The sequence below is a fragment of the Asticcacaulis sp. EMRT-3 genome, assembly GCF_030027245.1.
Lineage (GTDB): Bacteria > Pseudomonadota > Alphaproteobacteria > Caulobacterales > Caulobacteraceae > Asticcacaulis.
Window position 1 is genome coordinate 21,170 of sequence record NZ_JASERT010000003.1, and the last position, 26,795, is coordinate 47,964.

Genomic DNA, 26,795 nt, shown 5'->3' on the forward strand with positions numbered 1-26,795 from the left:
GGCTTCCGTCCGGCTTTTGCCATTACACCCCAAGCGGTTGAAAATCCAGCTGCAGGACAGGTTGCACAAAGCGTTATGGGTCTTCTGCGAGATGTAATCAATTCATTCTAGTCGTTCGCGTCAACTAATTTGTAGTCTTTTATTGATTCACTAGCCCGATCCATTCATGGTTCCTGTGACCGGGTTGCCGTTTAGGTTGGCCTATGCCGAGACGCGTTTTTCCGCTTCGTGTTTTTCGCCACGCGCTGGACCAGATTTTTCTCCGATGGGGTTGATGGTGATGGCGGCGGCTTTTGGGGCATAGCCCCATTTTTCATGCAGGTGCGGGCTTGAGCGCGGCCATGATGTGACGGAAGAGACTGGCCTCTGGGCAAGCGGCGGCGAAGGCGATCCTGATGCGATGAGACGTCTCGGTGATCCGGGCGCCGATCTTCAGTAAGCGCAACCGGATGGTATTGAACTCTGCGGTCGCCAGCTTGTGGGCCTTTGGGATTTGATCCCTGACGGTGAGCATGAGCCAATAGGCGGCGGTGTGGAGGATCAGACGCATCTGGTTGGCCAGGGGGCAACGGCAGGAGGTGCGGTCGCTTTTAAGCTGGGTCTTGTGCAGCTTGATCAAGTTCTCCGCATTGCCCCGGGCGCAATAGAGCTTGGCGTATAGGGTCTCAGGATCGGGATCGCCCAGGGACGTCACGACGAAACGGTTGTCGAGACCAAGCGGCGTGGCTTCGATACGAGCAATGACGCGGCGCTCGCGCCCCCAGGATTGGGCGCCATGGCGGACTTCGGTGTAGCCGCGAACGGCGGCGGCTTGCTGTTCGGCGCGAACGACACGGATATGATCGGCAAAGGCTTCGACCTTGGCATGCAAGGGCTTGGAGCCGGGCAGTCCGAAGATATAGTCGACGCCCTTGCGCTCGGCCCAGGCCATGACCTCGGGTCTGGCGTAATGCCCGTCGCCGCGCAGGGTAATGTGAGTTTTGGGCCAGTGTTTGCGGATCCGGCGCACGATCTTGCGGACCCAGCTACGCACCTCTTTGCCGGAAGGTGTTTTACCTGGCCGCAGAATGACCACGACCGGCCGACCCGTGGCCACGTCGTAGACGTGGATAGGCTTGAAGCAATACTCGCCTTCATGGGCGTTGAAGAACGACAACTGCTGGCGGCCATGGACGACGTCGACCGTGTCGTCGATATCGAGCGTGATCTCAGCCGGGATGGCCGAGCCAAAGCTATGGCAATACTGATCGACCAGGGCGTAGGTCAGCCGGATCAGGCTACGAAGATCTGGGGCATTCTCCCAACGCGACAGCGTGGGTTGCGAGCACAGATCCTTGCCTTCCTCGGGAAGACGGCCGCAGGCGAGCTTGAACGCAGGGTCGGTGCGCAGAGAGCCCAGGTCATTGCCATCTTCATACCCGCAGGCGATGGCGAAGATCCGAGCCTTCAAGATTGACGCCACCGAGTGTGTCACCAGCAACGGATTGCGACGGTCTGGAATGAGCCGCCAAAGCCGGTCGATGATCCCGATCTGGCGTTCCGCGGCAGACAAAAGCATGACGCCGCCGTCGGAACTGATACGACCGCCATCGAAAGCAGCCGTGACTTTCTTGCGCGAAACGCTTGGCAAATCGAACGGAAGATCGGTAATCTGGTCCATGGCGGGTGTGGCACCGGCGGTGTTGGAAATGATTTAGGATTCGACACCCATAATCTATGCCAAAACAAAGCCTTACGCTACACCCGCTGCATCATTTTGCCGCTACCATGAATAAGAGCGGCTAGCCGTCATCATTCTGTGAGTCGGAGGTGATGATGGCTGGGCGCGAGGTTGCGGTAAAGAGATACGTTGTTCGGCTGAGCGCCGATGAGCGGGAGCGTCTTGAGGAGCTGAGGAGCAAGGGGACGATCCCTGCGCGGCGGCTGTTGAAGGTGCAGATCTTGTTGAAAGCCGATGTGTCTGAGGCTGGCGATGGCTGGAGCGACAGCCAGATTATGAAGGCCTTCGATACGACGGATACGATGGTTTACACCGTTCGCAAGCAGTTGGTTGAAGCGGGACTTGATGCCGTGCTGAGCCGCAAGCGGCGCGAGACACCACCGACGCCGCGGATCTTTGACGGTGAGACGGAAGCCAAACTCATCGCCCTGGCCTGTTCTGCCCCTCCGCCAGGGTTCGCCCGTTGGACCTTGCGGTTGCTTGAGGAGAAAGTTGTGGAGCTGGAGATCGTCGATCGGGCCAGCGACAGCACGATAGGGCGCGTTTTAAAAAAAGCCTCCTCAAGCCGCATACCAAAAAGTGCTGGGTAATTCCACCGGAAGCGAACCCGGCTTTCGTCGCGGCGATGGAGGATGTGCTGGAGGTCTACAAGCGACCGCACGATCCGAGGCGCCCTCTGGTCTGTCTCGATGAGACGTCAAAGCAATTGATTTGCGAAACGCGCACGCCGATTCCCATGAAGCCCGGGAGCCCGGCCCGCTATGACTATGAGTACCGGCGTAACGGCGTCGCCAACCTCTTCATGATGTTCGCCCCTCTTGAAGGCTGGCGACACGTGAAGGTGACGGATCGGCACACCGCCATAGACTACGCCCACGTTCTCAGAGAAATCTCCGACGATTACTTCCCCGATGCCGACCTGATCACCCTGCTTCAAGACAACTTGAACACCCACGCCAAGTCGTCGCTCTACCAAGCCTTTCCAGCGCCCGAAGCGCGCCGCCTCGTCCAGCGCTTTGAGTGGGTCTACACGCCAAAGCATGGCTCTTGGCTCGATATGGCCGAGTCAGAACTGGCTGTCCTCTCCACCCAATGCCTTGATCGCCGCATCCCAGACAAACAGGCCCTCGAACGTGAGGTTGCCGCCTGGGTCAAACACCGCAACCAGCATCACGCAAAGGCCGACTGGCGCTTCACTACCGAAACCGCACGGGTCAAGCTTAAGCACCTATACCCCGTGCTTTAGGTGAATCGGCCGACTAGATGCCTTTCTCGCCTCATGCTAGCTTGACAAGAAAATTAAGAATGATTATCAAAAGCAATAATATTGAGAAAAGTTCTCAATTGCAGATGAGTGAATGGATTTGTCCATGCGCAGATTATTGGGAACCGTCTTGCCCTTTGTGGCTTTCGTTACTTTTGGACTTGGGGCTGGTTCGGTCCACGCCGAGGACCAGTACATCATTACGTTGAAAAACCACAAGTTTACGCCGCAGGTTATGACCATTCCAGCGGATACCAAGGTCAAGGTCACGATCAAAAATCAAGATACCACGCCTGCAGAATTTGAAAGCAACGAGCTCAATCGCGAAAAGATCGTCGGCGGCAATTCGCAAATCACAGTGTTCATAGGCCCGTTGAAGACCGGCCTCTATGGCTATTTCGACGACTTTCACAAGGCGACGACGACCGGAAAGATCGAGGCGAAGTGAGTGGCATGAAACATCTATCAAAAAGCGCGGTTGCGCTTGCCATTTTAGGCATAGGCGCCGTCCTGGCGTTTCCAGCGCTGGCCATCGACAAGGTCTATTCGCCCAATGTCGTCAAGGGCGAGGTCGAATTAGAATATGCCGGGTCGCAGGGCTTTTCTCGCGACCCCAACAAGAATAATGCGCAATCGCATGAATTCGAGTTCGAATATACACCCACTGATCACATTAAGCTCGAACTGGAAGGGTCCTATCAGCGCGCGCCCGGCGAAGCACTCAAGCTGGATGCGCGGGAGATCGGCGGCATCTATCAGCCGTTCGAAACCGGTGAAAAGTGGGCCGATGTGTCGCTGAAGCTGATGTATGTCAAGGCGGCGCAAAGGGGCGATAGTGACGCCATCGAAGCCAAGCTGCTTGTCGAAAAGCAGGTCGGCCACTTCCTCAATCGCGCCAATATCGGTTTTGAGCAACCAATCGGCGCTCACGGCGGCCAGGCGGATCGCGTCATCCTGTGGAACACGCGCTATCTCTTAAACGAGCATTTCAACCCGGGCTTTGAAGTTCAAAGCGATTTCGGCACCGCGTCTGAAGGCAAGAGCTTCAACACCCAGCAGCATTATGCCGGGCCGGGCGTGTACGGCACCATCGTCCCCGGCCTGAAATACGAGGCCGTCTATTATTTTGGACTGAGCAAGCCCACGGCCCGCAATGCGGCGCGCGTCCTGCTCGAATACGAGAAATACTTTTAAGGAACCGCCTCGCATGTTGGCCACGCTTATCATCGTCCTGCGCGAATTGATCGAAGCCGGACTTATCGTCGGCATCGTTCTGGCCGCCACCCGCGGCGTGCCGACGAGGGGTCTGTGGATCGGTGGCGGCATTGTTGGCGGCATAATCGGCGCATGCCTGATCGCGTTGTTTACCGGCGCCATTTCTCAGGCGTTTCAGGGCGTGGGCCAGGAACTGTTCGATGTCTGCGTCCTGCTGATCGCCGTCGCCATGCTGACTTGGCATAATGTATGGATGGCCAGCCATGGCCGTGAGATCGCCGCCGAAATGCAAGCGGCGGGCTCCGCGGTAGTTTCGGGGCAAAAAACCTTGACGGCCCTAGCCGTCGTCGTCGGTATCGCCGTGTTGCGCGAAGGGTCCGAAATCGTCCTTTTTCTGTATGGCATTGCCATTTCCGGTCAGGAAAAGCCGGTCAATATGGTCTTGGGTGGCGGGTTTGGTCTGGTGCTTGGTGTCGGTTTGTCAGCGCTAATGTATCTTGGTTTGCTCCGCATCCCGATGCGGCACTTCTTCAAGGTCACGGGGATCATGATTGCCCTGTTGAGCGCCGGTCTTTTGGCTCAGGCCGCCAGCTTCCTTGAACAGGCGGGCATTCTTAACATATTTGCCAGTCCGCTTTGGGATTCGTCATGGCTCCTGGCACAGGACAGCCTTTTCGGCAAAATCATGCATACGCTGATAGGCTATATGGACCACCCGACCGGAGCCGAACTTCTGGCCTATGGGATGTCACTGGTTGTGACCTTCGGTCTGATGCGCCTCGTGGCGTATCGATCGACGCAGTAAGCAGCGACCGCATAGAAATTTGATGAACACTACGCGTGGCAGGTCAACGAAAAGAGGTCTGAGTTGCGCCTCGTAAGTCAGCCCGGCACGTCTCAGGCCTCCAAGCCCTATGCGGAGCGGCTTATTTCGGCGCGATCGCTGTCACCTCGCCAACCATGCCCGTGACTTTCACATCGAAGGCGATTTTTTGCCCAACCTTCACCATCTTCAGCAATGTCGCCGGCGTGGCCTTGAAGGCCATGGTCATGGCCGGCCAGCCAACGGCCGGAATCGGGCCGTGCTGGATCGTCAGCTTACCCGCCTTGATATCTATGGCCGTGATAGTGCCGACACCCTTGCCGGTTTTGACGGCTACCGCGGACATGCTCATCCCCGCCATCCCGTTCATGTCATCGGCCAACGCCAGGGGAGCGGCAGCCAGTAGGGAAACGCCAATTGCAATCGTTATAAACGCTCTCATCATAATCTCCTCCTCCTATGATTGATTGCAAGATTGGATCTGGAATTTTGTAAAATCTTCAAAGATCCATTTGTTCTTGAGCGTATGGAATATCGTGTTGAGGAGCTTTCGAGACGTGGCGATGATGGCCTTGCCTGAACCGCGTGACGCCTTCACACGTTCGTAAAACTCATGGAAGTAGGGACTGTAGCGTTTGGCGGTCAGGCAGCATTGAACGAGCGTCTTGCGGGCGATCTTGTTGCCACGCTTGGTGATGTGTCCGCTGTGTAGGCTGTCGTTCGACTGCGAAATGCGCGGCACGATACCAAAATAGGCGGCGAGCTTTCCCGGATCCTTGAACTCCGCGATGTCCCCGATATGTGTCAGAAGCGTAGCGGCCGACAACGGCCCGATGCCCTTGATGCTGATGAGGTTCTCATAGCCCGGCAGGGATTTGGCGAAGGCGGCGATCTCGGTTTCAAGGCGTTTCACGCCCGCTCGAAGGGCCTCTAATTGCCCGGCGATGACGTCAAATTCGACCTGCTCAATGGCTGTCCAGGTGTGGCTTGCGACGTGCCGTTCGAAGCCGACCTTCGTGGTCAGAACCTCGCGCTTGACCTTCAGGCCGTGGCGCACCGACATGCCATGAACCTTGTTGATCAAGGAGACACGCAGCCTGATCAGCTGTTCACGGGTGGCGATGAGCGACGACAGTTCGAGGTGAGCCTCATTCCTTGAGCGCGCTTCGGGAAGCATGTCTTTGGACAAAAAGAAGGCGATGGCACGGGCATCATGCTTGTCGGTTTTCTTGACCGAGCGACGGATAACTTCGAACTGCCAAGCCGCAATCACCACGACACGGCTCACGTGTGGGGACACCATCTTGCAGAAATGTGCCGAGTTGCCCGTGGCCACAACACCCACTTCATCGCCGGGTTCCAGCTGAGATATCAGGCGCTCCAAGCCGCCGCCTTGAACCGGAAGCGTAAGCAAACGATCCGGCACACCGTCTTGTAAAAAACACGCTGTCAGGCTATTTGTATGCAGGTCTACACCGATATAACGCGTCATGATTATCTCCAGTATGAGTGATACACATTGGGGTAGATGCTTCAGCAGGATGGCTCCATTCTCCTATTCGAGATCATCACAATCAGTTCTGGTAAAACTAACCTGTGAGCCTCACGGCGGCCATTCAGTGGCAGGGCGGGCAGTCTCCTCGACGAGGTCTGATCCCGCTCCCGCCGTCTCCAGCGGTCGCGGGGCCTCACATAGCAAATGCACCCTGCCGCCTATCCACCCTGGAAAGCATTTTCCCAGATCCAGCAAAGCTGGCAAATCAATTCATACCGTCTCCTCGATCATCTCGACGCCTATCTTGGCATCGCTTGTCATAGCGACGATCCGAAGGCCCCTCTCTTTCGCAGTGGCAAAGGCCGAACCGCCGAACTCGGCCATCTGCGGCTTAGCCGACATGACGCCTATTCTATGATCCGCCGTCGTGCCACCGCGGCTGGCGTCAAGGCCAAGATCGGCAATCACTCGTTTCGAGGCACCGGCATAACGACGTTTCTGGAAAATGAAGGCACGCTCGAATTGGCTCAAGAAATGGCCAACCACTCAAGCCCGCGAACAACCAAGCTCTATGATCGGCGGCGCGACGGCATCACCCAAGATGCCATAGAGCGCATACGGATCGAGTGAGTGAGGAAGTAGAGACCGTCCCTTCAATCGATTGGAATCGCCTGTGAATTATGAAAGGGGGCCGCTAGTAGTACCTATAATAACAGCTTTTAGGACTGATCGAGCTTCAAATCCGGCTGCAAAATTAGGAGAGTTTAAAAACGGATCAGGGACGCAAGGCACTTGCAGTAGCCCAGGCCTACCTCAAGGAACTGAGACAAGAGGTAGATAAAAAATCATAGAAACCGTTATCAATTTGCCTTCCACACAAATATTACTCGTCATGACTGCACTCACTGATCTGGGTCAGTCCGGGCGGACTTCCAGGAGGGTGGCGGGTGGCGTCGCAGAGCAGCCCTCTGACATTCATTGACACCGTGGATTTAGCACGTATGCTAAAATAGTAATGGTCAAAGCCCTGCTCTATATTTTCGCCGTCCTCGGCCTGCTGATCTCGCCTGTGTACGCGCAGGCGACACAGAAGGGTTGTGCTGGTGTGGGCAGTCCGATGATGGCGAGCAGGTCTTCACACACCGCGATGCCTGAAATGAAGTCGTCCGACGGTATGGCATGTTGCGGCCATGATAAGGCCGACAGTTCGTCCCATGACAAGACATGCTTCAACGACTGCATTGCCATGTGCGGCATCAGCGTGGGCGCAGCTTCTGATGAAACGATGATCCTGCCCGTACTCTCCGTCGAACAAGTTTCTTTCAATGACACGTTACCGGCCCTTTTTGCTCAAGAGCCTAGCCTCGTTGTTCCTCCCCCCAAATCAAAAGCGTAACTGGCGGATTCCGTCAACATTTACGCTCGTCAAGGCCTTGCTGGCCCATGCCTTCGTGCATCCAGCGCCGTCTTGAATATCGCTTGACCGTGATGCCATGTGCCGCGGGCAAGCCTCAGATATGATTTGAGGAGACTTCTCCAATGACTATGCGTCAAACCCTCGCCACCGCTGCGTGCGCGATCACCATTGGCCTACTTGCCGCTACCGCCGCTTCAGCCCAAAGTTCAAACACTATCCCATGTCACAAGTGCGGGTATCACACGATAGCACGCTCACCGAACCCGCACGATCTTATGCCCAGGATCGTCAAGGTGACATGTGCGCCAGCTAAGATGGGCGATTGCCTGAAAACCGGAAAGTAACACCACGCCGTCCCTACCGCTTTTGCGACGGGGGCGGCTGTCGGTTTCCAATTTCCATTTCAGGGATATTCCATGCGATTTCTTTTTTTAACGACTTTCTCAGCCCTGCTGATACCCTTTGTTTGCGCATCTGCAGCGATAGCTGAACCACTGACTTTCGATGCTGCGCTCAAACTGGCAGAACAATCGGCGCCCAGCCTTGCCGCGAGCAATGCGGCCGTAGCGGCGGCACGGTCTTCAGCCATCTCGGCTGGGCGACTGCCTGATCCCAAAATCCGCGCGGGCATTCAAAACTTCCCAATATCTGGACCGCCCGCCGGTTCATTTTCTGCCGCCAGCATGACGATGACGTCTATCGGCATTATGCAGGAAGTGCCTAATTCCGACAAACGTGCGGCGGCACGAACCCAAGCCCGTGCCGGCATTGGTGTTGCTCTGGCTGGCCAAAATGTCGAGAAACGCGATGTCCTTGTCAACACAGCATTGGCATGGATTGATCTCTATTATGCCCATCGGGAATTAGAATCTCTGGATGAGCTGACACCAGCTATTGACCGGATAAGGACCAGTGCGCCTGCACAATTAGCGGCAGGTTCTTTGCGACCCGCCCAGACGCTGGATGCCGATCAACTGGCTGCAAACCTCGCTGACATGCGCGCCGATCTCATTGCGAAAGTGGCGGCCGCGCGGTCTGATCTGGTGCGTTGGACGGGAGATACCGCACCCGAAATCCAAGGTGAACCACCCGCCTACGCCGTTGACCCCGGCCAGTTGCGGGCGGTGCTCGATACTAATCCGAAGCTCAAGGCCTTTAGCGCCATGTCACAGCAAGCGGATGCTGACGTGAGCATGGCCAAGGCAGGTAAGCGCTCTGACTGGGGCTGGGATGTCGCCTATCAGCACCGTGATCCGCGATGGGGCGACATGGTTTCAACAGGTGTGACATTTAGCCTGCCATTGTTCCAGAAAACCCGGCAGGACCCTGCAATCGAAGCCAAGTTGGAAATGGCAGAGAAGGTTCGCTTCGAGCAGGATGCGGCCTATCGCCAACTGCAGGCTGCGCTTGAAGCCGATCTGGCGGACTACGCGATGCATCGTGATCGGCTGTTGCGAGCGCGGATGACCCTCCTCCCTTTGGCGCAGAAGAGAATCGATCTGGAAACAGCCAGCTACAGCGCGGGCACGGCGAGCCTAAACGATGTCCTTCAGGCACAATTAGCCCTAGCCGAAACCAAAATTGATGCGCTCAACCGCGAAACCGACACCGTGCGTGACGCCGCCCGCCTTACCCTGACCTATGGGAATAACGACCAATGAAAACTTCCATCACATTTTCGCGCCCCGTTTTTGCCGTCTCTGTCGCAGCCCTCATTATTGCTGCTGGCGGTGCCGGTTATGGGCTGTCCCATTTGAACAGGTCATCCAATTCGTCTGCACCCGTAGGTGATGCGGCCAAAGATACAGGCAAAAAGGTGCTTTATTGGTACGACCCGATGGTGCCGAGCCAACATTTCGATAGACCGGGTAAATCGCCGTTTATGGACATGCAACTTGTGGCCAGATTTGCTGGCGATAGTGGGGGTGATAGTGCATCCGTTCATATTGATCCGGCAACACTTCAGAACCTTGGCACACGTTTGGTTTCGGTGCAGTCGGGAAACTTCTCCGACACTTTTGACGCAGCAGGCGCACTTGACTTCAACCAGCGTGATGTTGCCGTCATTCAGGCGCGGGCTAACGGTTTCGTCCAGCGCGTCTATGCCCGCGCTCCCGGTGATGTCGTCACGGCGGGCGCACCAATCGCAGATATTCTTGTGCCAACATGGTCTGGGGCCCAATTAGAATATCTGGCCGTCAGGCAGACGCATGACCCCGCGCTTGAAGCCGCCGCCCGCCAACGCCTTGTTCTCCTCGGAATGCCGCAAGGCCTGATCAACACGGTGTCCCGCACCAACAGACCCGCAACAACGGTTACCATCACGACCCCGGTGGGCGGCGCTATTCAGACCCTTGATGCCCGCCAGGGTATGACGGTCAGCATGGGGCAAACCCTGGCTCAGGTTACCAGTCTTGCAACCGTCTGGCTCACGGCCTCCGTTCCGGAAATTCAGGCCGGTCAGGTTAGGGTCGGTCAGGCTGTAAGCGCGGACTTAACAGCGTTTCCGAACGAGACCTTCAATGGCCGCGTCGTCGCCATACTGCCTACAACTGAAACCGACAGCCGGACGCTGAGCGTTCGGGTCGAATTACCGAATAGAAGCGGAAAGCTACGTCCTGGGATGTATGCGACCGTTCATCTTCACGGTGACACGACATCAGCTCTTTCCGTACCCTCAGAAGCCCTGATTCGCACGGGCAAACGCACCTTGGTGATGATGGCGGCTGGAAATGGGGGCTTCACGCCAGTCGAAGTCCGTACTGGACGCGAAAACGGCGATCGAACGGAGATTCTCGCAGGACTTAGTGCGGGCGACAAAGTCGTGGCTTCCGGACAGTTCCTCATCGACTCCGAGGCCAGTCTGGCAGGAATTCAGGCGCGGCCCCTGACCGCGATGTCTTCTGCAAACGCAGCACCGTCCACTGGCACCCTCTATCAAACGCGGGGCGTCATTGAGCAGGTCAAGGGAGATTCGATTACCCTCAGCCATGAGCCAGTCCCCGCCATTGGCTGGCCCGCTATGACCATGACATTCAGGCTTTCCTCGGCAGCGCTTGCAACCGGGATGAAAGCTGGTGACCATGTGAGCTTTGGGTTTACACAGAAGCCAGACGGCCCTGTCATTGAAACGCTTCAGCCGATTGGAGTGAAGCCATGATTGCCGCTGTCATCCGCTGGTCGGTTAAGAATCGCATTTTCGTTATCCTCGGTGCTCTGGCCCTTCTGGCCACAGGTATTTTCGCAGTAAAGCACACCTCCGTCGATGCCCTCCCGGATCTCTCCGACGTTCAGGTTATCATCCGCACCCCCTATGCCGGACAGGCGCCACAAATCGTGGAAAATCAGGTCACCTACCCACTGGCCACGACGATGATGTCGGTGCCGGGTGCCAAGACGGTGCGCGGTTACTCGTTCTTCGGGGATAGCTTCGTCTATGTATTGTTCAAAGACGGCACCGACCTTTATTGGGCGCGTTCGCGGGTGCTTGAATATCTCAATCAGGTGCAAAGTCGTATGCCCGAAGGCGCCAAACCGTCGCTGGGCCCCGACGCGACGGGAGTTGGCTGGATCTACGAATATGCTCTCGTTGACAAGACCGGTCAGCACGATCTGTCCCAGCTACGTTCATTGCAGGACTGGTTTTTGCGCTATGAATTAAAATCGCTTCCAGGGGTAGCCGAGGTCGCCAGTATCGGCGGCATGGTCAAGCAATATCAGGTCGTCCTCGACCCGGTGAAGCTCGCCGCCTACGGCGTGACGCACGACAAGGTCGTGTCGGCGATTAAAAATGCCAATGGTGAAACCGGAGGCTCTGTACTGGAACTGGCCGAGGCAGAATACATGGTTCGTGCCAGCGGCTATCTGAAGACTCTTGATGATTTTAGAGCCATTCCTTTGAAGGTTGCTGCGAACGGCGTACCCGTAACGCTTGGAGACGTGGCCACTATCCAGATCGGGCCGGAAATGCGCCGTGGTGTTGCCGAACTAAATGGTCAGGGCGAAGTTGCAGGCGGCGTGGTCATACTCCGCTCAGGCAAAAATGCGATGGAAACCATATCGGCAGTCAAGGCAAAACTTGCCGAACTAAAGAAAAGCCTGCCTGCGGGTGTTCAGATTGTCACCACCTATGACCGATCAGAACTCATCAATAGCGCCATAGGTAATTTACGCGAAAAGCTTATCGAAGAATTCATCGTCGTCGCTATCGTTTGCGGCCTATTCCTTTGGCATGTGCGTTCTGCCTTGGTTGCTATCCTGACATTGCCGATCGGTGTTTTGTTGGCTCTCATTGTCATGCACATCCAGGGCGTCAATGCCAATATTATGTCACTTGGTGGCCTCGCCATAGCTATTGGCGCGATGGTCGATGCAGCCGTCGTCATGATCGAGAATGCCCACAAGAGAATAGAAGGGTGGGAACACAACCACCCGAATGAAACTATGAAAGGCGACGAACGCTGGCATGTCATCACTGAAGCCGCCACCGAGGTCGGGCCAGCCCTTTTCCTCAGTCTCCTGATCATTACCTTTTCTTTTATCCCTGTCTTCACACTCCAGGGTCAGGAAGGACGTCTGTTTTCACCACTTGCCTTCACCAAAACCTACGCGATGGCCGGGGCGGCCATGCTTTCGGTCACTCTTGTCCCAGTCCTTATGGGCTATCTCATAAGGGGCAAGATACCGGCTGAATCCTCCAATCCTCTCAACCGCTTTCTGGCACGAATCTATCGGCCTTTGCTGGCTGCTGCGATACGGTGGCCGAAAGTCACGTTGCTGCTCGCCGCCCTTGCCTTTGCCACGACGTTTTGGCCTCTGACACGTTTAGGCGGCGAATTCATGCCGCAACTCAACGAAGGCGACCTGCTTTATATGCCAACCGCTCTGCCGGGTTTATCGGTGGCAAAGGCCTCGGAACTCCTTCAGCAAACCGACCGTCTGATCAAAACCGTGCCTGAAGTGGACACCGTTTTCGGCAAGGCCGGACGGGCCGATTCCGCCACCGATCCCTCACCGATAGAGATGTTCGAAACGACCATCCATTTTAAGCCGCGCAATCAGTGGCGTCCGGGAATGACCCCGGCAAAACTCGTCAAAGCGTTGGATAAGGCCGTGAAAGTCCCAGGCCTTGCCAATGTGTGGGTGCCACCTATCCGTAACCGCATCGACATGCTCGCTACGGGAATTAAAAGTCCCATAGGCGTCAAGGTCTCTGGCAGCAACCTCGCTGAGATTGATCGAATAGCTCATGATGTTGAAACTGTAGCTAAAACCGTTCCGGGTGTCAGTTCGGCGCTGGCCGAACGCCTGACGGGGGGGCGCTATGTCGATGTCGATATAGACCGTGAGGCGGCGGGGCGTTATGGCCTTAATATCTCCGATGTGCAGTCAATTATCAGTGGGGCAATCGGCGGTGAAAATGTCGGCGAAATCGTCGATGGTCTGGCTCGCTACCCAATAAGCGTCCGCTACCCTCGCGAGGATCGTGACAGTCTGGAAGGCTTGCGTAACCTGCCCATCCTCACACCGACGGGCCAACAGATCACACTTGGAACTGTGGCCAAGGTCGAGATTGCCGATGGACCACCCATGTTGAAAACCGAAAATGGTCGGCCATCCACATGGGTCTATATCGATGTCCGCGACCGGGATCTTGCTTCTGTAGTCGGTGATCTGAAAAAGGCAGTTGCTCATGACGTCAAGTTCTCGCCTGGTGTATCCATCGCCTATTCAGGTCAGTTCGAATACCTGCAGCGTGCTGTCGAGCGGCTCAAACTCGTGGTGCCTGCGACTCTGGTGATCATCTTCTTGCTACTCTACATGACGTTCGGCCGTTTTGATGAAGCCGCGCTGATCATACTGACCCTTCCGTTTGCGCTGACTGGAGGTATCTGGACACTGTATCTTCTGGGCTACCATCAGTCGGTCGCCACGGGCGTTGGCTTCATCGCACTGGCTGGTGTCTCGGCTGAATTTGGCGTGGTGATGCTGATCTACCTGAAAGAGGCGCTAAAAGCTCGTGGGCCTGACCCAAGCCCCGATGATGTTGAGCAAGCCGTTTGCGAGGGGGCATTGTTGCGTGTACGGCCAAAAGCCATGACGGTCTGCGTGATTCTCGCTGGCCTCTTACCAATTCTGTTGGGCCACGGCACCGGATCGGAAGTCATGAGCCGGATCGCAGCCCCCATGATCGGCGGTATGCTGACAGCACCTCTTCTGTCCATGCTTGTCGTGCCCGCCGCCTATCTGCTGATGCGCAGGCGAGCCCAAAAACAATCACCCCACACTCTCAACCAAAGGAGTTCCTCATGAGAGCCAAATTGATCCCACTGCCTATCCTCGTGCTTGTCGGCCTGCTGGCTGCCTGTAGCCCCAAGCCTCCGGCTACTGAAACCGCTGCCGCATCGTCCGCTACACCTGCTGAAATGTCGGGTATGTCCGATCTGGCAAATATGTCTGCTACCGCATTGGATAGCGACACAGGTGCTAAACTAGGGAGCGGCGTCGGTGTCATTACAGCAATCGACAAGGGCGCGGGCAAGGTGACCATCAAGCACGAAGCCATTCCGGCGGTTGACTGGCCTGCTATGACAATGACGTTCAAGGCTGCACCCACAACTCTGCTCGATGGCCTGACGGTCGGCGAAAAGATCAAGTTTGATGTCAAGGTTCTGAACTCTGACGTTGAGGTCACCGCCGTGACACCACAATAGGTTAGGCCCGAAGGTGGCCTTAAAAAGCCACCTTCACCTCATGAGTGCGCCCTCAGTGATCATGGTGCGGAACAGACTATCAACGTCGATGGGTGACTGGATCGCGCCGGTATCCATCCATGCCGTCAGGATGCCCATAAAGGCGCCGACGATGAAGTGAACTTTAAGTTCTCCGATGTCCACCTGCCCCGATCCCTTTGTGGTGACCGCCAACACTTCAGTCCGAACAAGGTCCGCTATGATCTGACGGATGCTCCCAAGGCTTATGCTTGCGCCGTCGCTACCGAGCAAAGCGCGACAAAGCTGCAAATGGTCGCGGGCGTGCTCGAACATAATAAGACTGAAGCTGAATGGTACTGTGACCTCTTTTTGTGACCCGCCGAGAGCATCCTTTTGCCGCGCTTGCAGGGCCGAACGAATATGCTCCAGACCCTTTCGCTTCAGGTCTTCCTTGCTCGTGTAATGGCTATAGAAGGTCGAGCGACCGACATTGGCCTCCTCGCAAATGTCCTGGATCGTCGTCGCGTCATATCCCTTTCGCATGATCAGGGCGATGAAGGCGTGTTGCAACAGACCACGGGTCCGGGAGATGCGGCGGTCGATAGGTGCGTGCATCTTGTCGTTCATTTTTTCAGGTCCTGTACCGACTTTCGCCCGTTACTGATCATTTCGGGTGAAATGTTCAGCAAAAGCTTTATGAACATCGTGTCCGATATCTTACAGTCAGTCCAACCTATCGCCGGACAAGCTTTCCGGCAAGGACAACGCGGATAGGGCAAGCATCAATGGATCACGAGCGTATGCGCCGCCTGCATGGGAACGCGATTATGAAGCGCGCCACTTTCGACATTGCGCTCAAGGCGAAGCCGAAATTGCTTCCGGTACGATGGCTTTCACTTTTGAGAAGCCGATCGGCTTCAAATTCAGGGCCGGTCAGCACGTCAGAATGACGCTTATCGACCCGCCTGAGAGGGACGACCAAGGTGATACCCGCTTTTATTCCCTCGCGTGCTCGCCCCAGGACCTGGATCTGGCGATCGCCATGCGCATGCGCGACACGGCCTTTAAGCGCGTCCTGGCCGCCTTACCGATCGGCGGTAAGGTCAAGATCGAGATCCTGCTCAATGTCCCGCCCGGTGCCTTTGCCCTCCACGAGGATTCCAAGCGTCCCGCCGTGATGCTCGCCGGCGGGATCGGCATCGTCCCGGCCTATTCCATGATCAATGACGCAATGGAACGGCGCCTCGGGCACACCATCACGTTGTTCTATGTCAATCGCCGCCCGGAAGACGCTGCCTACCTTCGCGAACTCCAGACCCTGGCGGAGACAAACTCCAATTTTACACTGGTCGCCACGATGACCCGACCGGAAACCTCAAGCCAGTCCTGGCACGGCGAATCCGGTCGGATCGATCGGGCCATGCTTGATAGGCGTTTGAAGCAAGACCGGAAGTCTATCTTCTATATCGCTGGGCTGCCCGAGATGGTCGCCGCCGCGAAGACCTCGTTGAAAGCATTAAAGATCAATGCCGCCAGGATCAAGGCCGAGGAATTTTCAGGTTTTGACGGAAAAGGAACTCATGACATGCGCCATCGCTCGCTTGGAAAACCAATCGGCATCGGACTGGTCCTGATTGTCATCGCGGCGATCGCACTTCACCTCGGCATCCTCGCGGTCGTTTTTCCCCACATAGTCGGGCTTTTGGATTTCAAAAACCCGATTTTATATGCTGTAGGCGCCGTCATCTTGATCGTGATTGCCATCAAACTCAAGTTTGCCTTCGGCGGGCATCGAAAATAGACCATCATGTCCGTGAGGTTCTGGCCGATTGAAGTGGCCCGCCTCGAGGTGTCAACTAAGGCGTCAAGCGCAAACGGGGGTTGCTCATAGGGAGCCTATCCCCAGACACTGGAGGCGGACCATGGAAAAGAATACACTCTTTGTCGGGTTGGACGTACACAAAAAGACGATCGCGATCGCCCAGGTTGATGGAGCCGCGGGTGCAGATGTTCGATTTTACGGAACGATTGAGAATACGCCGGAGGCCATTCGGACGTTGGGCCGGAAGCTTTCCAAGGGCGGGCAGCATTTGCATTTTTGCTATGAAGCCGGCCCGTGTGGGTATGGGGTGCAACGAAGGCTAAGCGGCCTGGGTCACACGTGCGATGTTCTCGCGCCGTCTCTCATCCCGCGGAAGGTTGGCGATCGGTAAAAACGGATCGGCGTGACGCCATGATGCTCGCCCAGACGCTGCGGGCAGGACAACTGACGTCAGTTTGGATCCCAGATGAAGCACACGAGGCTATGCGAGACCTTGTTCGGCTTCGATCCCAGGCGATGGTTGACCTCAGAAAGGCGCGTCAGCACCTCCTGAGCTTTTTACTGCGCCATGGCATCACTTCGCCGTATGGCCATTGGACCAAAGCCCATAGGCGTTGGCTTGGCGAGTTGACTTTCGCTCACCCTGCTCAACACCTGGCGCATGAAGAGATGCTTCACAGGATTGAACGTGCCGAGGCGCTTTGCGTTCGATTGAAGGCGGCTATTATCGACCTCGTACCGAAATGGTCTCTGGCCCCGGTTGTAAATGCCATCCAGGCGCTTCGCGGCGTGTCCTTGGTCGTCGCCGCTGTTCTCGTTGCCGAAGTCGGAAGCTTCGATCGGTTTGAATCGCCCCGTCAGCTCATGGCATTCCTCGGGCTTAATCCATCAGAACACTCAAGCGGCGCCACAATACGTCGCGGAGGCATTACAAAGACCGGCAATAGTCTTGCCAGGACATGTCTGGTGGAGGCGGCGTGGATCTATCGGTTCCCAGCACGGGTCACTCAAATCATCCGAGACCGAATGAAAGACCTACCCGAACCGATCCGAAATATTGCGTGGAAAGCCCAGGTTCGGCTGTCGGCGCGATACAAAAGGCTGGTCGCGTCCGGCAAGGCCGCGCCCAAGGTCATTGTCGCCATCGCCCGGGAGTTGGTGGGCTTCATATGGTCCATCGCTCGCATGGTCGACCCGAAGTTCGCTTGAACTACGGCAAACACATTATTCCGAAAAGAAGGAGGCGAACGGCATAAATTAGGTAGACTTCGACACTCATTAGTGGCGGCAGGCTGGGGAGGTTGGGGAACCCTCGAAGCCGGGTATGAGCAAGCTCAATGCCGATGCACGTTCACTAGACAGAGGAAGCCCCGCGACGAACCTTGGTCATGCGGTAACCAACCCGCGGATAAGAGCCGGATCAACCGTCGTCCATGCTTCCTGTCGCCTCCAATGGGTGTCGATATAAGATAAAATACCCTGCAAAAATCAGGATAAATCAACGCGTCTTGTCGTTAACATCACGGACATAAGAGCCCGGCTGACATTGCACATTGCATATTAACGGCTTGACCTTGCAATATACCGCTCACGGGTATATATACCCCCATAGGGTATAATTACCGAGGTCGCTATGTCTGAACACCCATCCCACACCGAACAACTGCCACGGCTGAACCGCGCGGCTGGCCAGCTTGAGGGCATCAAACGCATGATTGGCGAAGGCCAGTATTGCGTGGACATCCTCACCCAGCTCCGGGCCGTGCGCAGCGCGATCAAGACTATCGAGCTCGGTGTTCTGGAAACCCATATGAAATCCTGCCTCGCCAAATCCTGCGCCTGCGGCGACGACACCACACGCGACAAGCAACTCGCCGAAATCATGGTTCTTCTCAAGAAGTACGAATAGGAGGCCAACATGGCCGACGAATTTAACGCCAACGCCTCCTGCTGCCAGCCTGGCAAAAAGGAGACCGCGCCTTTGCCGCAGTACGTCGGGACGACGACGGCGGAAAAGCGCCATACCTGCCCCATGCATCCGGACGTTCATCAGTCAGGACCAGGGCAGTGCCCAAAATGTGGCATGAACCTTGTACCTGAAGCGGGTGACGCGACAGATCAGGCGACGCCCGCCTGTTGCCACGGTGAGCACGATCACGGGGTAGCCAAGCCAAAACCCGCCCCTAAAATCGGTGATAAGGCCAGCTATACTTGCCCGATGCACCCGCAGATTCACGAAGACAAGCCGGGGGCCTGTCCGATTTGCGGCATGGCGCTGGAACCCGAAACTGTAACCCTGCAAGATGACGGCAATCCTGAACTCAAGGATATGACCTTGCGCTTTTGGATAGCTGTCGCCTTGAGCCTTCCGGTTTTTCTGCTGGCTATGGGTGAGCATCTGCCTGCCCTGAACCATCTCATCCCGCATCAGATTTCAGTCTATATCCAGATGGTTCTGGCCACGCCCGTCGTCTTGTGGGCCGGGACACCCTTCTTCGTGCGCGGCTGGAATTCGCTCGTCACCCGCAACCTCAATATGTTCACCCTGATCGCCTTGGGCACGGGCGTATCATGGGCCTATAGCATGGTGGCGGCCCTGCTTCCGCGCCTCGTACCCGCTTCGGATATGGGCTTTCCGCCGGTCTATTTTGAAGCCAGTGCCGTGATCACCGCCCTGGTTCTGTTGGGTCAGGTGCTGGAACTGAAGGCGCGCGCCCAAACCGGTGACGCCATCAAGGCCCTGCTCAGGCTGGCGCCCACGCAAGCCAGGCGGATCAAAGCGGACGGCAGCGACGAGACCGTGGCGCTCGAAGACGTGCAGGTCGGCGATCAGTTGCGCGTTCGCCCCGGTGAAAAAGTGCCGGTCGACGGCGAAATCAGCGAAGGCCAGAGCTATATCGATGAATCGATGCTGACTGGCGAATCCATGCCGGTCGCCAAGGCCGTCGGCGCCAGCGTCACCGGTGCTACGCTTAATCAGGCGGGTAGTTTCGTGATGAAGGTGACGCGGGTAGGCGGCGATACGCTGCTGGCCCAGATCATCCATATGGTTAGCAAGGCTCAGCGCTCACGCGCACCGATCCAACGCGTTGCTGACACGGTTTCGGGTTATTTTGTACCCATCGTAGTCGGCATTGCGGTGCTGACAGCGATCATCTGGTTTGTTTTTGGCCCTGAGCCGAAATTCGCCTATGCCCTGCTTAATGCCATCGCCGTTCTGATCATCGCCTGCCCTTGCGCTCTGGGGCTGGCCACGCCTATGTCGATCATGGCGGGCACGGGCCGCGCGGCGCGCGCAGGCATTCTGATCCGTGATGCCGCCGCCCTTGAAGCCTTCCAGACGGTTGACACGCTCGTTTTCGACAAGACCGGGACGCTGACCGAAGGCAAGCCGCGCCTGATCGAGATCAAGGCGCTTGAAGGGTTTGACGCAGACCGGCTGCTAACGCTTGCCGCATCGCTGGAAGGCTCAAGCGAACACCCTTTGGCGACGGCCATCATCGACGGCGCCAAGGATAAGGGTTTAAGCCTGTTCAAGGCAGATGACTTTACCTCAATCACCGGCAAGGGCATCACGGGCCGCATAGATGGCGCAACCACAGCGCTGGGCAATGCAGCCCTTTTGAAGGGTCTCGGGGCAGATGACGCGACGCTCACTGAGCTTGCCAAACCCTATCGCGAGGCAGGCCAGACCGTCATCTATATCGCCATCGCGCAAAAGGCCGCAGGTATCATCGTTGTCGCCGACCCGATCAAGGCGACCACAGCCGAAGCGCTCAAGGCGCTCAAGGCACAGGGCCTGCGTCTGGTCATGCTGACCGGCGATAATGCGGCCACGGCACAGGCCGTTGCCAGACAACTCGGACTTGATGAGGTCAAGGCCGATGTCCTGCCAGACGGCAAGTCCGAGGTGGTGCAGAACCTGATCAAGGAAGGCCGCAAGGTGGCGATGGTCGGCGATGGCGTCAATGATGCACCGGCGCTTGCATCGGCTACAGTGGGCATCGCTATGGGCAACGGCACCGACATCGCCATGGAAAGCGCCGGCATTACGCTGATCAAGGGCGATCTGTCCGGCGTGGTGCAGGCGCGGGTGTTGAGCCGTGCGGTTATGAACAATATCCGCCAGAACCTGTTCTTCGCCTTCTTTTATAATGCTCTGGGCGTGCCTGTAGCGGCGGGGATTCTCTATCCGGTGTTCGGCTTATTGCTGTCGCCGATTATCGCCAGTGTGGCCATGTCATTTAGCTCGGTATCGGTCATCGCCAATGCCTTGCGCCTTCGCAAGGTTAAACTGTGAAGCCCCCGACACGCAAGGCCCGCATAACCATATTGACGCCAATGCCCACTGGGGGTATGTCTGGGCGCGCTACAGACTGTCTCTATATCCCGACAAAGACCGCATTATCCGGCGCTGCATGACCAAAGCATGGACAAGATGGCTGATGGGACTGGTTTTCGTCTTCGCGACGATCACAGCGCCTTTGCATGCTCAGGCCATGACGGCACATTCCGGTCATAACGGGTCAGCAATGGCACAAGTCTCCGCTGCGGCCATGAGCGCCGATTGCGCCAAAGCCATGAAGGCACAGACCGCCAGAGACATCTCTGCGAAAAAGGCGTCCAACCCTATGGACGGCGGCTGTTGTTCATACGGCTGCAATTGCCCCCTCAGCCATTGCCCGGCCACACCTTCCGCTCTGGCCGCCGTGCTTCCGGTGCTTTTCCCTATGCAGACATCCGCTGTAGAATGGCTAATGGCGCGCGCCCTGCCCTCACGCCTTGCCGATACGCAAAAAAGGCCACCACGCGCCTGATCCTGAGCTCTTAGACGCTGTGCGTATGTTGGCGCACCGCATTCCCTTCTCCTCAGGATTAATATCATGAAACATCCGCTCTCGCTGGTGTCTGGCCCAGTAACTGGCTTACTATTTGGCCTTCTGGCTTTGATTTTATGGCCATCGCTCACTCAGGCCGCACCGGCCCACCATGTTCAGGAATATAACCTCACCATCGCCCGCCAGATGGTTGAGGTTGCAGGCAAGCCCCGCAGCCGCATCACCGTTAATGGCACCAGTCCCGGCCCCGTTCTGCGCTTCACCGATGGCGATGATGCCATCATCCACGTCACCAATACCATGAATGAGGACTCGTCGATTCACTGGCACGGACTGCTGGTGCCTGCGTCTCAGGATGGCGTTCCAGGCTTCAACGGCTTTGACGGCATACGGCCCGGCCAGACCTTCACCTATCGCTTCCATATCAAGCAATCGGGCACCTACTGGTATCACGCCCACTCGATGGGGCAGGAGCAGGATGGCCTGTTCGGTGCCATCGTCATCGCTCCGGCACCCGGATCGCAGGATGCGGCCGAGGATGTGAAATCAGACCGCGATTACACCGTCGTTCTGTCAGACGAGAGCCTTGAGCCCGCCCGCTCTATCGAGGCTCACCTTAAAATGTCCTCGGACTATTACGCCTATCATCGCCGTACCCTGGGCGACTTCTTCTCCGAGGTCGGCAAGATGGGCCTCGGCAAGGCGCTCAAAAAAGCAGGCCAGTGGGGCAGGATGAATATGAGCCCCAATGACCTCGCCGATGTTGAGGGCTATATTTTCATTGTCAATGGCGAAAGCCCCACTCAGAATTGGACCGGCCTTTTCAAGCCGGGCGAAAAGGTGCGCCTTCGCTTCATCAATGCCGCCTCCATGACCATGTATGATGTGCGCATTCCCGGTCTGAAAATGACGGTGGTTGCCGCCGATGGTCAGCCGGTCGAACCGGTCAGCATCGATGAGTTCCGCATCGGCAATGCCGAAACCTATGATGTCATCGTCGAACCAAAGGACGACAAGGCCTACACGATCGCAGCCGAACCGATCGACCGCACGGGTTTTGCCATCGGCACCCTGGCGCCGCGTGACGGTATGAAGGGCGACATGCCCGCTCAGCGTCCGCGTTCCATCCTCACCATGTCCGATATGAATATGAGCATGATGATGATGGAAGACCCGAAAATGGACATGTCAGCCATGGACGGACCGAGCGGCTGGGCCGATGCCCATGCGCCCGAAGGTACCAAGATCCTCAACTACAATGATCTCATCTATCGCGACACGCAGGGAGATACCCGCGAACCGACACGCGAAATCACCGTTCATCTCGACGGCAATATGGAACGCTATGTCTGGACGATCAACGGCAAGACGTTCGATCCGAATGTTGGCATCCATGTCGCCTACAACGAACGCGTCCGCCTGATCCTGGTGAATGACAGCATGATGGCGCACCCGATGCACCTTCACGGCATGTTCGTTCAGTTGGAAAATGGCCAGCCCATGGACAAGCTACCGAACAAGCACACCGTTATTGTGCCTCCCGGACAAACCGTATCAGTAATCCTGACGGCTGATAATGAAGGCACCTGGGCGTTCCACTGCCACCTCATGTACCACATGCTGTCCGGCATGATGACCGACCTCGTCGTCGAAAAGCCGGGCGCCCCGCCTCCCGCGTCCATGCCGTCTGCCATAGGGGACATGAAGGGTATGAGCGGCATGTCCGGAATGGATATGGGCAAGTCACCCACGTCCGGCACGTCGGGCGATATGAAGGGCATGGACATGAGTCAGTCCGCTAGCCCTTCCGCGCCACTCACCAAACCCAATGACATGAGCGGGATGCAGATGCCAACGCCAGACGCAAAAGCAGCCCAACCAAGCGGAGCCACGGGTTCGGCCATGCCGGGCATGGATATGGGCGCCAACGACCAAGGCCCGCCACCTGGCCCTCCCATGGTCATGACCGCGCCGGACGCCAAGCCGACGGCGTCTACGCCTGACGCCATGAACGGCATGGCTGGAATGGACATGAGCAAGAAGCCGGCAGCCAAGGCGCCTCCTCCAAAGAAAAAGGTGGCAGCCGTCAAAAAGAAGGGTGCGCCCGAACCCAAGCCCGCCCCAATGAAGATGGACGGCATGAACATGGGCGGCATGAACATGGGCGGCATGGATATGAGTGGGTCTGTAACCACCAGCAAGGAGGCTTCCCATGCGCACTAATCTGAAATTCGCAGCCCTTGCCGCACTCGGTCTCGGCCTTGTGGCGGCCTCGGCCCATGCCGATCAGCCCGCTGCCCTCGATGCCGTGGCCAATATGCACAAACCCGGCCTCCATCACATGTTCACGCTGGAAACCGACCTCTCACAACACAACGGCCTGACCACCGGCACTTGGGACTTCGACGGCTGGGCGGGTGGCGATACCAATCGTTTATGGCTGAAGAGCGAAGGCGAAATCACCGACGGCAAAACTGACAAAGGCGAACTGTGGGCGCTCTATGGCCGTCATGTCGCAACCTATTGGGATGCGCAGGTCGGCGTCCGGGCGGATTTAAAACCCGACGTTCCCGGCGGAAAGGCGCATACCTTCCTCGCCGCGGGTATGACGGGTATGGCTCCCTATTTCTTCGATACCGAGGCCCACGTCTTCTTGCGAGACGACGGCGCAATATCTGGTCGTCTTCGCTATGAAAATCACTGGCTGATCACCCAGCGCCTCATCATGAAGCCACGTTTCGAGATGAACGTGAACAGTAAGAACGACGCCGTTGAGGGGCTTGGGACGGGTCTGACCGACGCCAGTATCGGCGTACAGACCCGTTATGAAATTCGCCGTGAATTCGCACCCTATGTCGATCTGACCTATCGGCAGAAGTTCGGCAAGACGGCCGATTACGCCCGCCTGCGTGGCGAAAAACCAACGGACACCCGCTTAAGCTTCGGCATCCGGTGGATGTTCTAAATCTCAAACAATCCCAAACCCAAAGGAGACTAACATGAAAAAACTCAACCTGTTCCTCGCGTCCGCAACCCTAATGGCCGCCGCCCTTGTGGCTACCGTGGCTGATGCGCATGCCAAGCTGCAAAGTGCCATGCCGGCCGCCAGTTCGACGGTGGCTTCACCCACCTCGATCATGCTGCACTTCAATGAAAAGCTGGCGCCGAAGCTCTCGGGCTTCGACGTCACCATGGGCGACGGCATGAAGGTCGATGTCACGCCCGCCGTCGATTCCAGCGGCATGATGCTCACCGCGCCCGTCAAAGGCAAGCTGATGGCCGGCACCTACAAGGTGTCGTGGCACGCTGTGACAACTGACGACGGTCACCGCACGACCGGCGAATTCACCTTTAGTGTAAAGTAGATTTGGCACCGTAAAGTAGGACGACCAACATGTGGGCGGTAAGTATCGCGAGGTTTGTGCAATATGCAGGGGCAACCGGCCTGTTCGGGGCTGCCCTGTTTTATCTCACGCTTCTTCCGCCCAAAGGTAATGCTTCGGCCAGCGCTCTGCGCTGGCCGAAGCCCCTCCTCGTTGGCAGCAGTCTGCTCCTGTTCTTAGGCGCCTTGCTGTCGCTGGCTGCCCAGGCCGCCACCATGAACGGTATCACGCTCGACAAGCTCGACATCCCGTCTGTGTCAGTCGTCCTGACCGACACCCATTGGGGCCATGCCATCGCCGCACGCATTGCCTTGAGCTTCGTCACGTTCCTGACCGTCATAATCATAAAGCCGTCACGGTGCCTGTGGCAGGTAACATGCCTATTGGGCGTAGTTCTGCTCGCCAGTTTCGCCTGGACGGGCCATGGCGCATCGACGGAAGGTGCCGGCGGCTGGGTCCATCTGATCGCCGATATTGCGCACATGATAGCGGCAGGCGTCTGGCTGGGCGCGCTGGCAGCGTTCCTGGCCTTGCTCTGCCTGCCCAAGGCTCAGGACCTGGAACAGCAAACCGCGCTGTTCGACGCTCTGAAGAACTTCTCCGGGATGGGTTCTGCCCTCGTCGCGGTGCTCGTGGTCTCAGGCCTGATCAACAGCTACTTCCTGATTGGGGTTAGCCATATTGGACAGATATTCCAGTCAACCTACGGCATCCTGCTCACCATCAAGGTCATCATCTTCGCCGGGATGCTGATCCTGGCCGGTCTCAACAGGTTCAGGCTTACGCCCGCGCTAGAAATCTCGCTCGCGGCCAATGACACGACCGGCGCAATCAAGGCTCTGCGGCGGAGCCTCATCCTGGAAACCTTGGCCGGGCTCGCCGTTCTCGCGCTGGTCGCTGCCTTCGGCATGATGGAACCACCATCAGCGCTCTAACAAATCTTAAAAAGGTCTTCGGGGGCCCGATATGACGCACGACAAGGACATTTCTATTACGAGACCGCAGGACTTGCGCCCGCTGACCAGTCTGCGCTTCTTCGCGGCCATGTGGGTGGTCGCCTACCATTTTTGGCCAAACCTGCAACCCGTTCGGCCGGACTTTGTTGCCAAGGGATATCTAGGCGTCGAACTCTTCTTCGTGTTGTCGGGCTTTATCCTCAGTCACGTCTATCTGGAGAGCTTCAAAGCCAAACGCTTCGGCTACCGCGACTTCATCTGGGCACGCCTCGCGCGCATCTATCCGATGCACGTAGCGATCATTGCCGGACTTGGCCTGTTGATCGGTGCGCTCGCCCTTGTCGGTGTTCACGCTGGAGACAAGTTGATCATCTGGTCGTCTCTGCCCGCCCACCTGACCCTGACCCAAGCCTGGGGTTTGGCACCACATGGCGGCTGGAATCATCCGTCCTGGTCGATCTCCGCCGAATGGTTCGCCTATCTGACCTTTCCCGTTTTTGCCACCGCGGCCATCGCGCTTTGGGCAAGGCCATTCCTCGCCGTTGGGCTCGCAGTCCTACTCCTCGTCGCGCTGTATTTGCTGTTTCCGATGTTCGCCGGATTTCCGCTTACCGAGGCTACCATGTTCTGGGGCGCGCTCCGTATTGTGCCGTGCTTTGCTCTTGGCTGCGCTATGTGGCTCGTCTGGCGGTCCACAACGAATTTATCCAGCTTGATTGCGCTAACTATGGCCGCGGTTGGTTTGACGGGGCTTATCACAACCGTTCTGCTTCATGGTCCTGACCTGGTTTCCGTTCTGTTTTGCGCGACGCTGATCCTCGGTTTGGGACTGGCGGCAAAGGTGGGATCGTCGGTCCTGTCGCAGGGATTTTTAGTCTATCTCGGGGAGGTAAGCTTCGCGATCTACATGATCTGCATCCCCTGGCAGTTGGTTTATGTCGAAGGCCTGCAAAAGGTCGCGCATATCAATCCCGACGCAATGCCGGTCTGGCTTTGGGCCGGACTGGTCATCGGCGTCATTCCAGCGGCGATGACCTTGCATCACCTCATCGAACTGCCGGCACGACACTACATGCGCCTGCTCAAGTTTTCAAAGTACCGGCCGGTCTCGCCCCCGCACACCCCCATTGACTGATCTTGCTCTACAGA

At 57.0% G+C, this 26,795-nt stretch carries 23 protein-coding genes and 1 pseudogene; 20 read left to right on the top strand and 4 right to left on the bottom strand.

Annotated elements, in window-relative coordinates; all coding sequences use genetic code 11:
- Positions 1–313 precede the first annotated feature (313 nt).
- A complete protein-coding gene (locus tag QB905_RS14430) occupies positions 314–1,660 on the bottom strand; it encodes an IS1380 family transposase (protein ID WP_282972822.1) in 1,347 nt (448 codons plus the stop codon).
- A 155-nt stretch (positions 1,661–1,815) separates the two neighbouring features.
- On the opposite strand from QB905_RS14430, the gene QB905_RS14435 reads away from it, so the two are divergent.
- The 4 genes from QB905_RS14435 to QB905_RS14450 all read left to right on the top strand — a co-directional run bounded on the left by QB905_RS14435 (position 1,816) and on the right by QB905_RS14450 (position 5,004).
- Positions 1,816–2,966 (top strand): IS630 family transposase gene (locus tag QB905_RS14435; protein ID WP_282975864.1). Its coding sequence is split into 2 segments (ribosomal slippage): positions 1,816–2,278 and positions 2,278–2,966, totalling 1,152 coding nucleotides; the frame shifts between segments, so codons are not numbered across the junction.
- Positions 2,967–3,090: 124 nt separating this feature from the next.
- Positions 3,091–3,432 (top strand): cupredoxin domain-containing protein, encoded by a 342-nt coding sequence (locus QB905_RS14440; protein WP_282975865.1) that lies wholly within the window; start codon positions 3,091–3,093, stop codon positions 3,430–3,432.
- Positions 3,433–3,437: 5 nt separating this feature from the next.
- The gene (locus QB905_RS14445) at positions 3,438–4,178 is read left to right on the top strand and encodes a hypothetical protein (protein ID WP_282975866.1); all 741 of its coding nucleotides are present in this window, start codon (positions 3,438–3,440) and stop codon (positions 4,176–4,178) included.
- 13 nt (positions 4,179–4,191) lie between these two features.
- On the top strand, positions 4,192–5,004 hold the full coding sequence (locus tag QB905_RS14450) for an FTR1 family iron permease (RefSeq protein WP_282975868.1): 813 nt from the start codon (positions 4,192–4,194) through the stop codon (positions 5,002–5,004).
- 121 nt (positions 5,005–5,125) lie between these two features.
- On the opposite strand, the gene QB905_RS14455 is transcribed toward QB905_RS14450, so the two are convergent.
- Together QB905_RS14455 and QB905_RS14460 are read right to left on the bottom strand one after the other, a co-directional pair.
- Positions 5,126–5,467 (bottom strand): copper-binding protein, encoded by a 342-nt coding sequence (locus QB905_RS14455; RefSeq protein WP_282975870.1) that lies wholly within the window; start codon positions 5,465–5,467, stop codon positions 5,126–5,128.
- Positions 5,468–5,479: 12 nt separating this feature from the next.
- Positions 5,480–6,514, bottom strand: coding sequence for an IS110 family RNA-guided transposase (locus QB905_RS14460; protein WP_282975871.1), 1,035 nt, complete (start codon positions 6,512–6,514; stop codon positions 5,480–5,482).
- Positions 6,515–6,721: 207 nt separating this feature from the next.
- Between QB905_RS14460 and QB905_RS14465 the strand changes: the two genes are divergently transcribed.
- The 6 genes from QB905_RS14465 (at position 6,722) to QB905_RS14490 (ending at position 14,647) form a co-directional block, all read left to right on the top strand.
- A complete protein-coding gene (locus tag QB905_RS14465; RefSeq protein ID WP_282975872.1) occupies positions 6,722–7,147 on the top strand; it encodes a tyrosine-type recombinase/integrase in 426 nt (141 codons plus the stop codon).
- 385 nt (positions 7,148–7,532) lie between these two features.
- The gene (locus tag QB905_RS14470) at positions 7,533–7,913 is read left to right on the top strand and encodes a hypothetical protein (protein WP_282975874.1); all 381 of its coding nucleotides are present in this window, start codon (positions 7,533–7,535) and stop codon (positions 7,911–7,913) included.
- A gap of 437 nt (positions 7,914–8,350) precedes the next feature.
- Entirely contained in the window at positions 8,351–9,595 is a 1,245-nt protein-coding gene (locus QB905_RS14475; RefSeq protein WP_282975876.1) for a TolC family protein, read from the top strand.
- Positions 9,592–11,094 carry an efflux RND transporter periplasmic adaptor subunit gene (locus QB905_RS14480; RefSeq protein ID WP_282975877.1) on the top strand — a complete coding sequence of 501 codons (1,503 nt, stop codon included), beginning with the start codon at positions 9,592–9,594 and terminating at the stop codon, positions 11,092–11,094. Before QB905_RS14475 ends, QB905_RS14480 begins: the two co-directional genes overlap by 4 nt.
- Positions 11,091–14,246 (top strand): efflux RND transporter permease subunit, encoded by a 3,156-nt coding sequence (locus tag QB905_RS14485; RefSeq protein WP_282975879.1) that lies wholly within the window; start codon positions 11,091–11,093, stop codon positions 14,244–14,246. Before QB905_RS14480 ends, QB905_RS14485 begins: the two co-directional genes overlap by 4 nt.
- Entirely contained in the window at positions 14,243–14,647 is a 405-nt protein-coding gene (locus QB905_RS14490; RefSeq protein ID WP_282975881.1) for a copper-binding protein, read from the top strand. The genes QB905_RS14485 and QB905_RS14490 overlap by 4 nt, the downstream gene beginning before the upstream one ends.
- A gap of 33 nt (positions 14,648–14,680) precedes the next feature.
- On the opposite strand, the gene QB905_RS14495 is transcribed toward QB905_RS14490, so the two are convergent.
- Positions 14,681–15,274 (bottom strand): TetR/AcrR family transcriptional regulator, encoded by a 594-nt coding sequence (locus QB905_RS14495; RefSeq protein WP_282975883.1) that lies wholly within the window; start codon positions 15,272–15,274, stop codon positions 14,681–14,683.
- A 259-nt stretch (positions 15,275–15,533) separates the two neighbouring features.
- Here QB905_RS14495 and QB905_RS14500 point away from each other — a divergent pair, with 259 nt between their 5' ends.
- The 10 genes and pseudogenes from QB905_RS14500 to QB905_RS14545 all read left to right on the top strand — a co-directional run bounded on the left by QB905_RS14500 (position 15,534) and on the right by QB905_RS14545 (position 26,781).
- Complete coding sequence (locus QB905_RS14500) at positions 15,534–16,448, top strand: FAD-dependent oxidoreductase (protein WP_282975884.1); 915 nt, start codon at positions 15,534–15,536, stop codon at positions 16,446–16,448.
- Between the two features lie 121 nt (positions 16,449–16,569).
- Positions 16,570–17,678: pseudogene (locus QB905_RS14505) on the top strand (IS110 family RNA-guided transposase).
- Between the two features lie 424 nt (positions 17,679–18,102).
- Positions 18,103–18,378 carry a metal-sensitive transcriptional regulator gene (locus QB905_RS14510; protein ID WP_282975885.1) on the top strand — a complete coding sequence of 92 codons (276 nt, stop codon included), beginning with the start codon at positions 18,103–18,105 and terminating at the stop codon, positions 18,376–18,378.
- Between the two features lie 9 nt (positions 18,379–18,387).
- Entirely contained in the window at positions 18,388–20,769 is a 2,382-nt protein-coding gene (locus tag QB905_RS14515) for a copper-transporting P-type ATPase (protein ID WP_282975887.1), read from the top strand.
- A gap of 118 nt (positions 20,770–20,887) precedes the next feature.
- Positions 20,888–21,286, top strand: coding sequence for a hypothetical protein (locus QB905_RS14520; protein ID WP_282975888.1), 399 nt, complete (start codon positions 20,888–20,890; stop codon positions 21,284–21,286).
- A gap of 66 nt (positions 21,287–21,352) precedes the next feature.
- A complete protein-coding gene (locus QB905_RS14525; protein WP_282975890.1) occupies positions 21,353–23,530 on the top strand; it encodes a multicopper oxidase domain-containing protein in 2,178 nt (725 codons plus the stop codon).
- Complete coding sequence (locus tag QB905_RS14530) at positions 23,520–24,272, top strand: copper resistance protein B (protein WP_282975893.1); 753 nt, start codon at positions 23,520–23,522, stop codon at positions 24,270–24,272. Before QB905_RS14525 ends, QB905_RS14530 begins: the two co-directional genes overlap by 11 nt.
- Positions 24,273–24,306: 34 nt before the next feature.
- Positions 24,307–24,672, top strand: a complete 366-nt coding sequence (copC, locus tag QB905_RS14535) for a copper homeostasis periplasmic binding protein CopC (RefSeq protein ID WP_282975895.1) — start codon at positions 24,307–24,309, stop codon at positions 24,670–24,672.
- 29 nt (positions 24,673–24,701) lie between these two features.
- Complete coding sequence (copD, locus tag QB905_RS14540; RefSeq protein WP_282975898.1) at positions 24,702–25,625, top strand: copper homeostasis membrane protein CopD; 924 nt, start codon at positions 24,702–24,704, stop codon at positions 25,623–25,625.
- Between the two features lie 31 nt (positions 25,626–25,656).
- Positions 25,657–26,781, top strand: coding sequence for an acyltransferase family protein (locus QB905_RS14545; RefSeq protein ID WP_282975900.1), 1,125 nt, complete (start codon positions 25,657–25,659; stop codon positions 26,779–26,781).
- Positions 26,782–26,795: the final 14 nt, after the last annotated feature.

Excerpts from the sequence above, each read along its gene's own strand:
- QB905_RS14530 (WP_282975893.1), top strand. The coding sequence starts at position 23,520 with ATGCGCACTAATCTGAAATTCGCAGCCCTTGCCGCACTCGGTCTCGGC.
- QB905_RS14445 (WP_282975866.1), top strand. The coding sequence starts at position 3,438 with ATGAAACATCTATCAAAAAGCGCGGTTGCGCTTGCCATTTTAGGCATA.
- QB905_RS14465 (WP_282975872.1), top strand. The coding sequence starts at position 6,722 with ATGCACCCTGCCGCCTATCCACCCTGGAAAGCATTTTCCCAGATCCAG.
- copC (WP_282975895.1), top strand. The coding sequence starts at position 24,307 with ATGAAAAAACTCAACCTGTTCCTCGCGTCCGCAACCCTAATGGCCGCC.
- QB905_RS14520 (WP_282975888.1), top strand. The coding sequence starts at position 20,888 with ATGACCAAAGCATGGACAAGATGGCTGATGGGACTGGTTTTCGTCTTC.
- QB905_RS14495 (WP_282975883.1), bottom strand. The coding sequence starts at position 15,274 with ATGAACGACAAGATGCACGCACCTATCGACCGCCGCATCTCCCGGACC.
- copD (WP_282975898.1), top strand. The coding sequence starts at position 24,702 with ATGTGGGCGGTAAGTATCGCGAGGTTTGTGCAATATGCAGGGGCAACC.
- QB905_RS14510 (WP_282975885.1), top strand. The coding sequence starts at position 18,103 with ATGTCTGAACACCCATCCCACACCGAACAACTGCCACGGCTGAACCGC.
- QB905_RS14545 (WP_282975900.1), top strand. The coding sequence starts at position 25,657 with ATGACGCACGACAAGGACATTTCTATTACGAGACCGCAGGACTTGCGC.
- QB905_RS14485 (WP_282975879.1), top strand. The coding sequence starts at position 11,091 with ATGATTGCCGCTGTCATCCGCTGGTCGGTTAAGAATCGCATTTTCGTT.
- QB905_RS14450 (WP_282975868.1), top strand. The coding sequence starts at position 4,192 with ATGTTGGCCACGCTTATCATCGTCCTGCGCGAATTGATCGAAGCCGGA.
- QB905_RS14480 (WP_282975877.1), top strand. The coding sequence starts at position 9,592 with ATGAAAACTTCCATCACATTTTCGCGCCCCGTTTTTGCCGTCTCTGTC.
- QB905_RS14460 (WP_282975871.1), bottom strand. The coding sequence starts at position 6,514 with ATGACGCGTTATATCGGTGTAGACCTGCATACAAATAGCCTGACAGCG.
- QB905_RS14500 (WP_282975884.1), top strand. The coding sequence starts at position 15,534 with ATGGCTTTCACTTTTGAGAAGCCGATCGGCTTCAAATTCAGGGCCGGT.
- QB905_RS14490 (WP_282975881.1), top strand. The coding sequence starts at position 14,243 with ATGAGAGCCAAATTGATCCCACTGCCTATCCTCGTGCTTGTCGGCCTG.
- QB905_RS14475 (WP_282975876.1), top strand. The coding sequence starts at position 8,351 with ATGCGATTTCTTTTTTTAACGACTTTCTCAGCCCTGCTGATACCCTTT.
- QB905_RS14455 (WP_282975870.1), bottom strand. The coding sequence starts at position 5,467 with ATGATGAGAGCGTTTATAACGATTGCAATTGGCGTTTCCCTACTGGCT.
- QB905_RS14515 (WP_282975887.1), top strand. The coding sequence starts at position 18,388 with ATGGCCGACGAATTTAACGCCAACGCCTCCTGCTGCCAGCCTGGCAAA.
- QB905_RS14430 (WP_282972822.1), bottom strand. The coding sequence starts at position 1,660 with ATGGACCAGATTACCGATCTTCCGTTCGATTTGCCAAGCGTTTCGCGC.
- QB905_RS14525 (WP_282975890.1), top strand. The coding sequence starts at position 21,353 with ATGAAACATCCGCTCTCGCTGGTGTCTGGCCCAGTAACTGGCTTACTA.
- QB905_RS14470 (WP_282975874.1), top strand. The coding sequence starts at position 7,533 with ATGGTCAAAGCCCTGCTCTATATTTTCGCCGTCCTCGGCCTGCTGATC.
- QB905_RS14440 (WP_282975865.1), top strand. The coding sequence starts at position 3,091 with ATGCGCAGATTATTGGGAACCGTCTTGCCCTTTGTGGCTTTCGTTACT.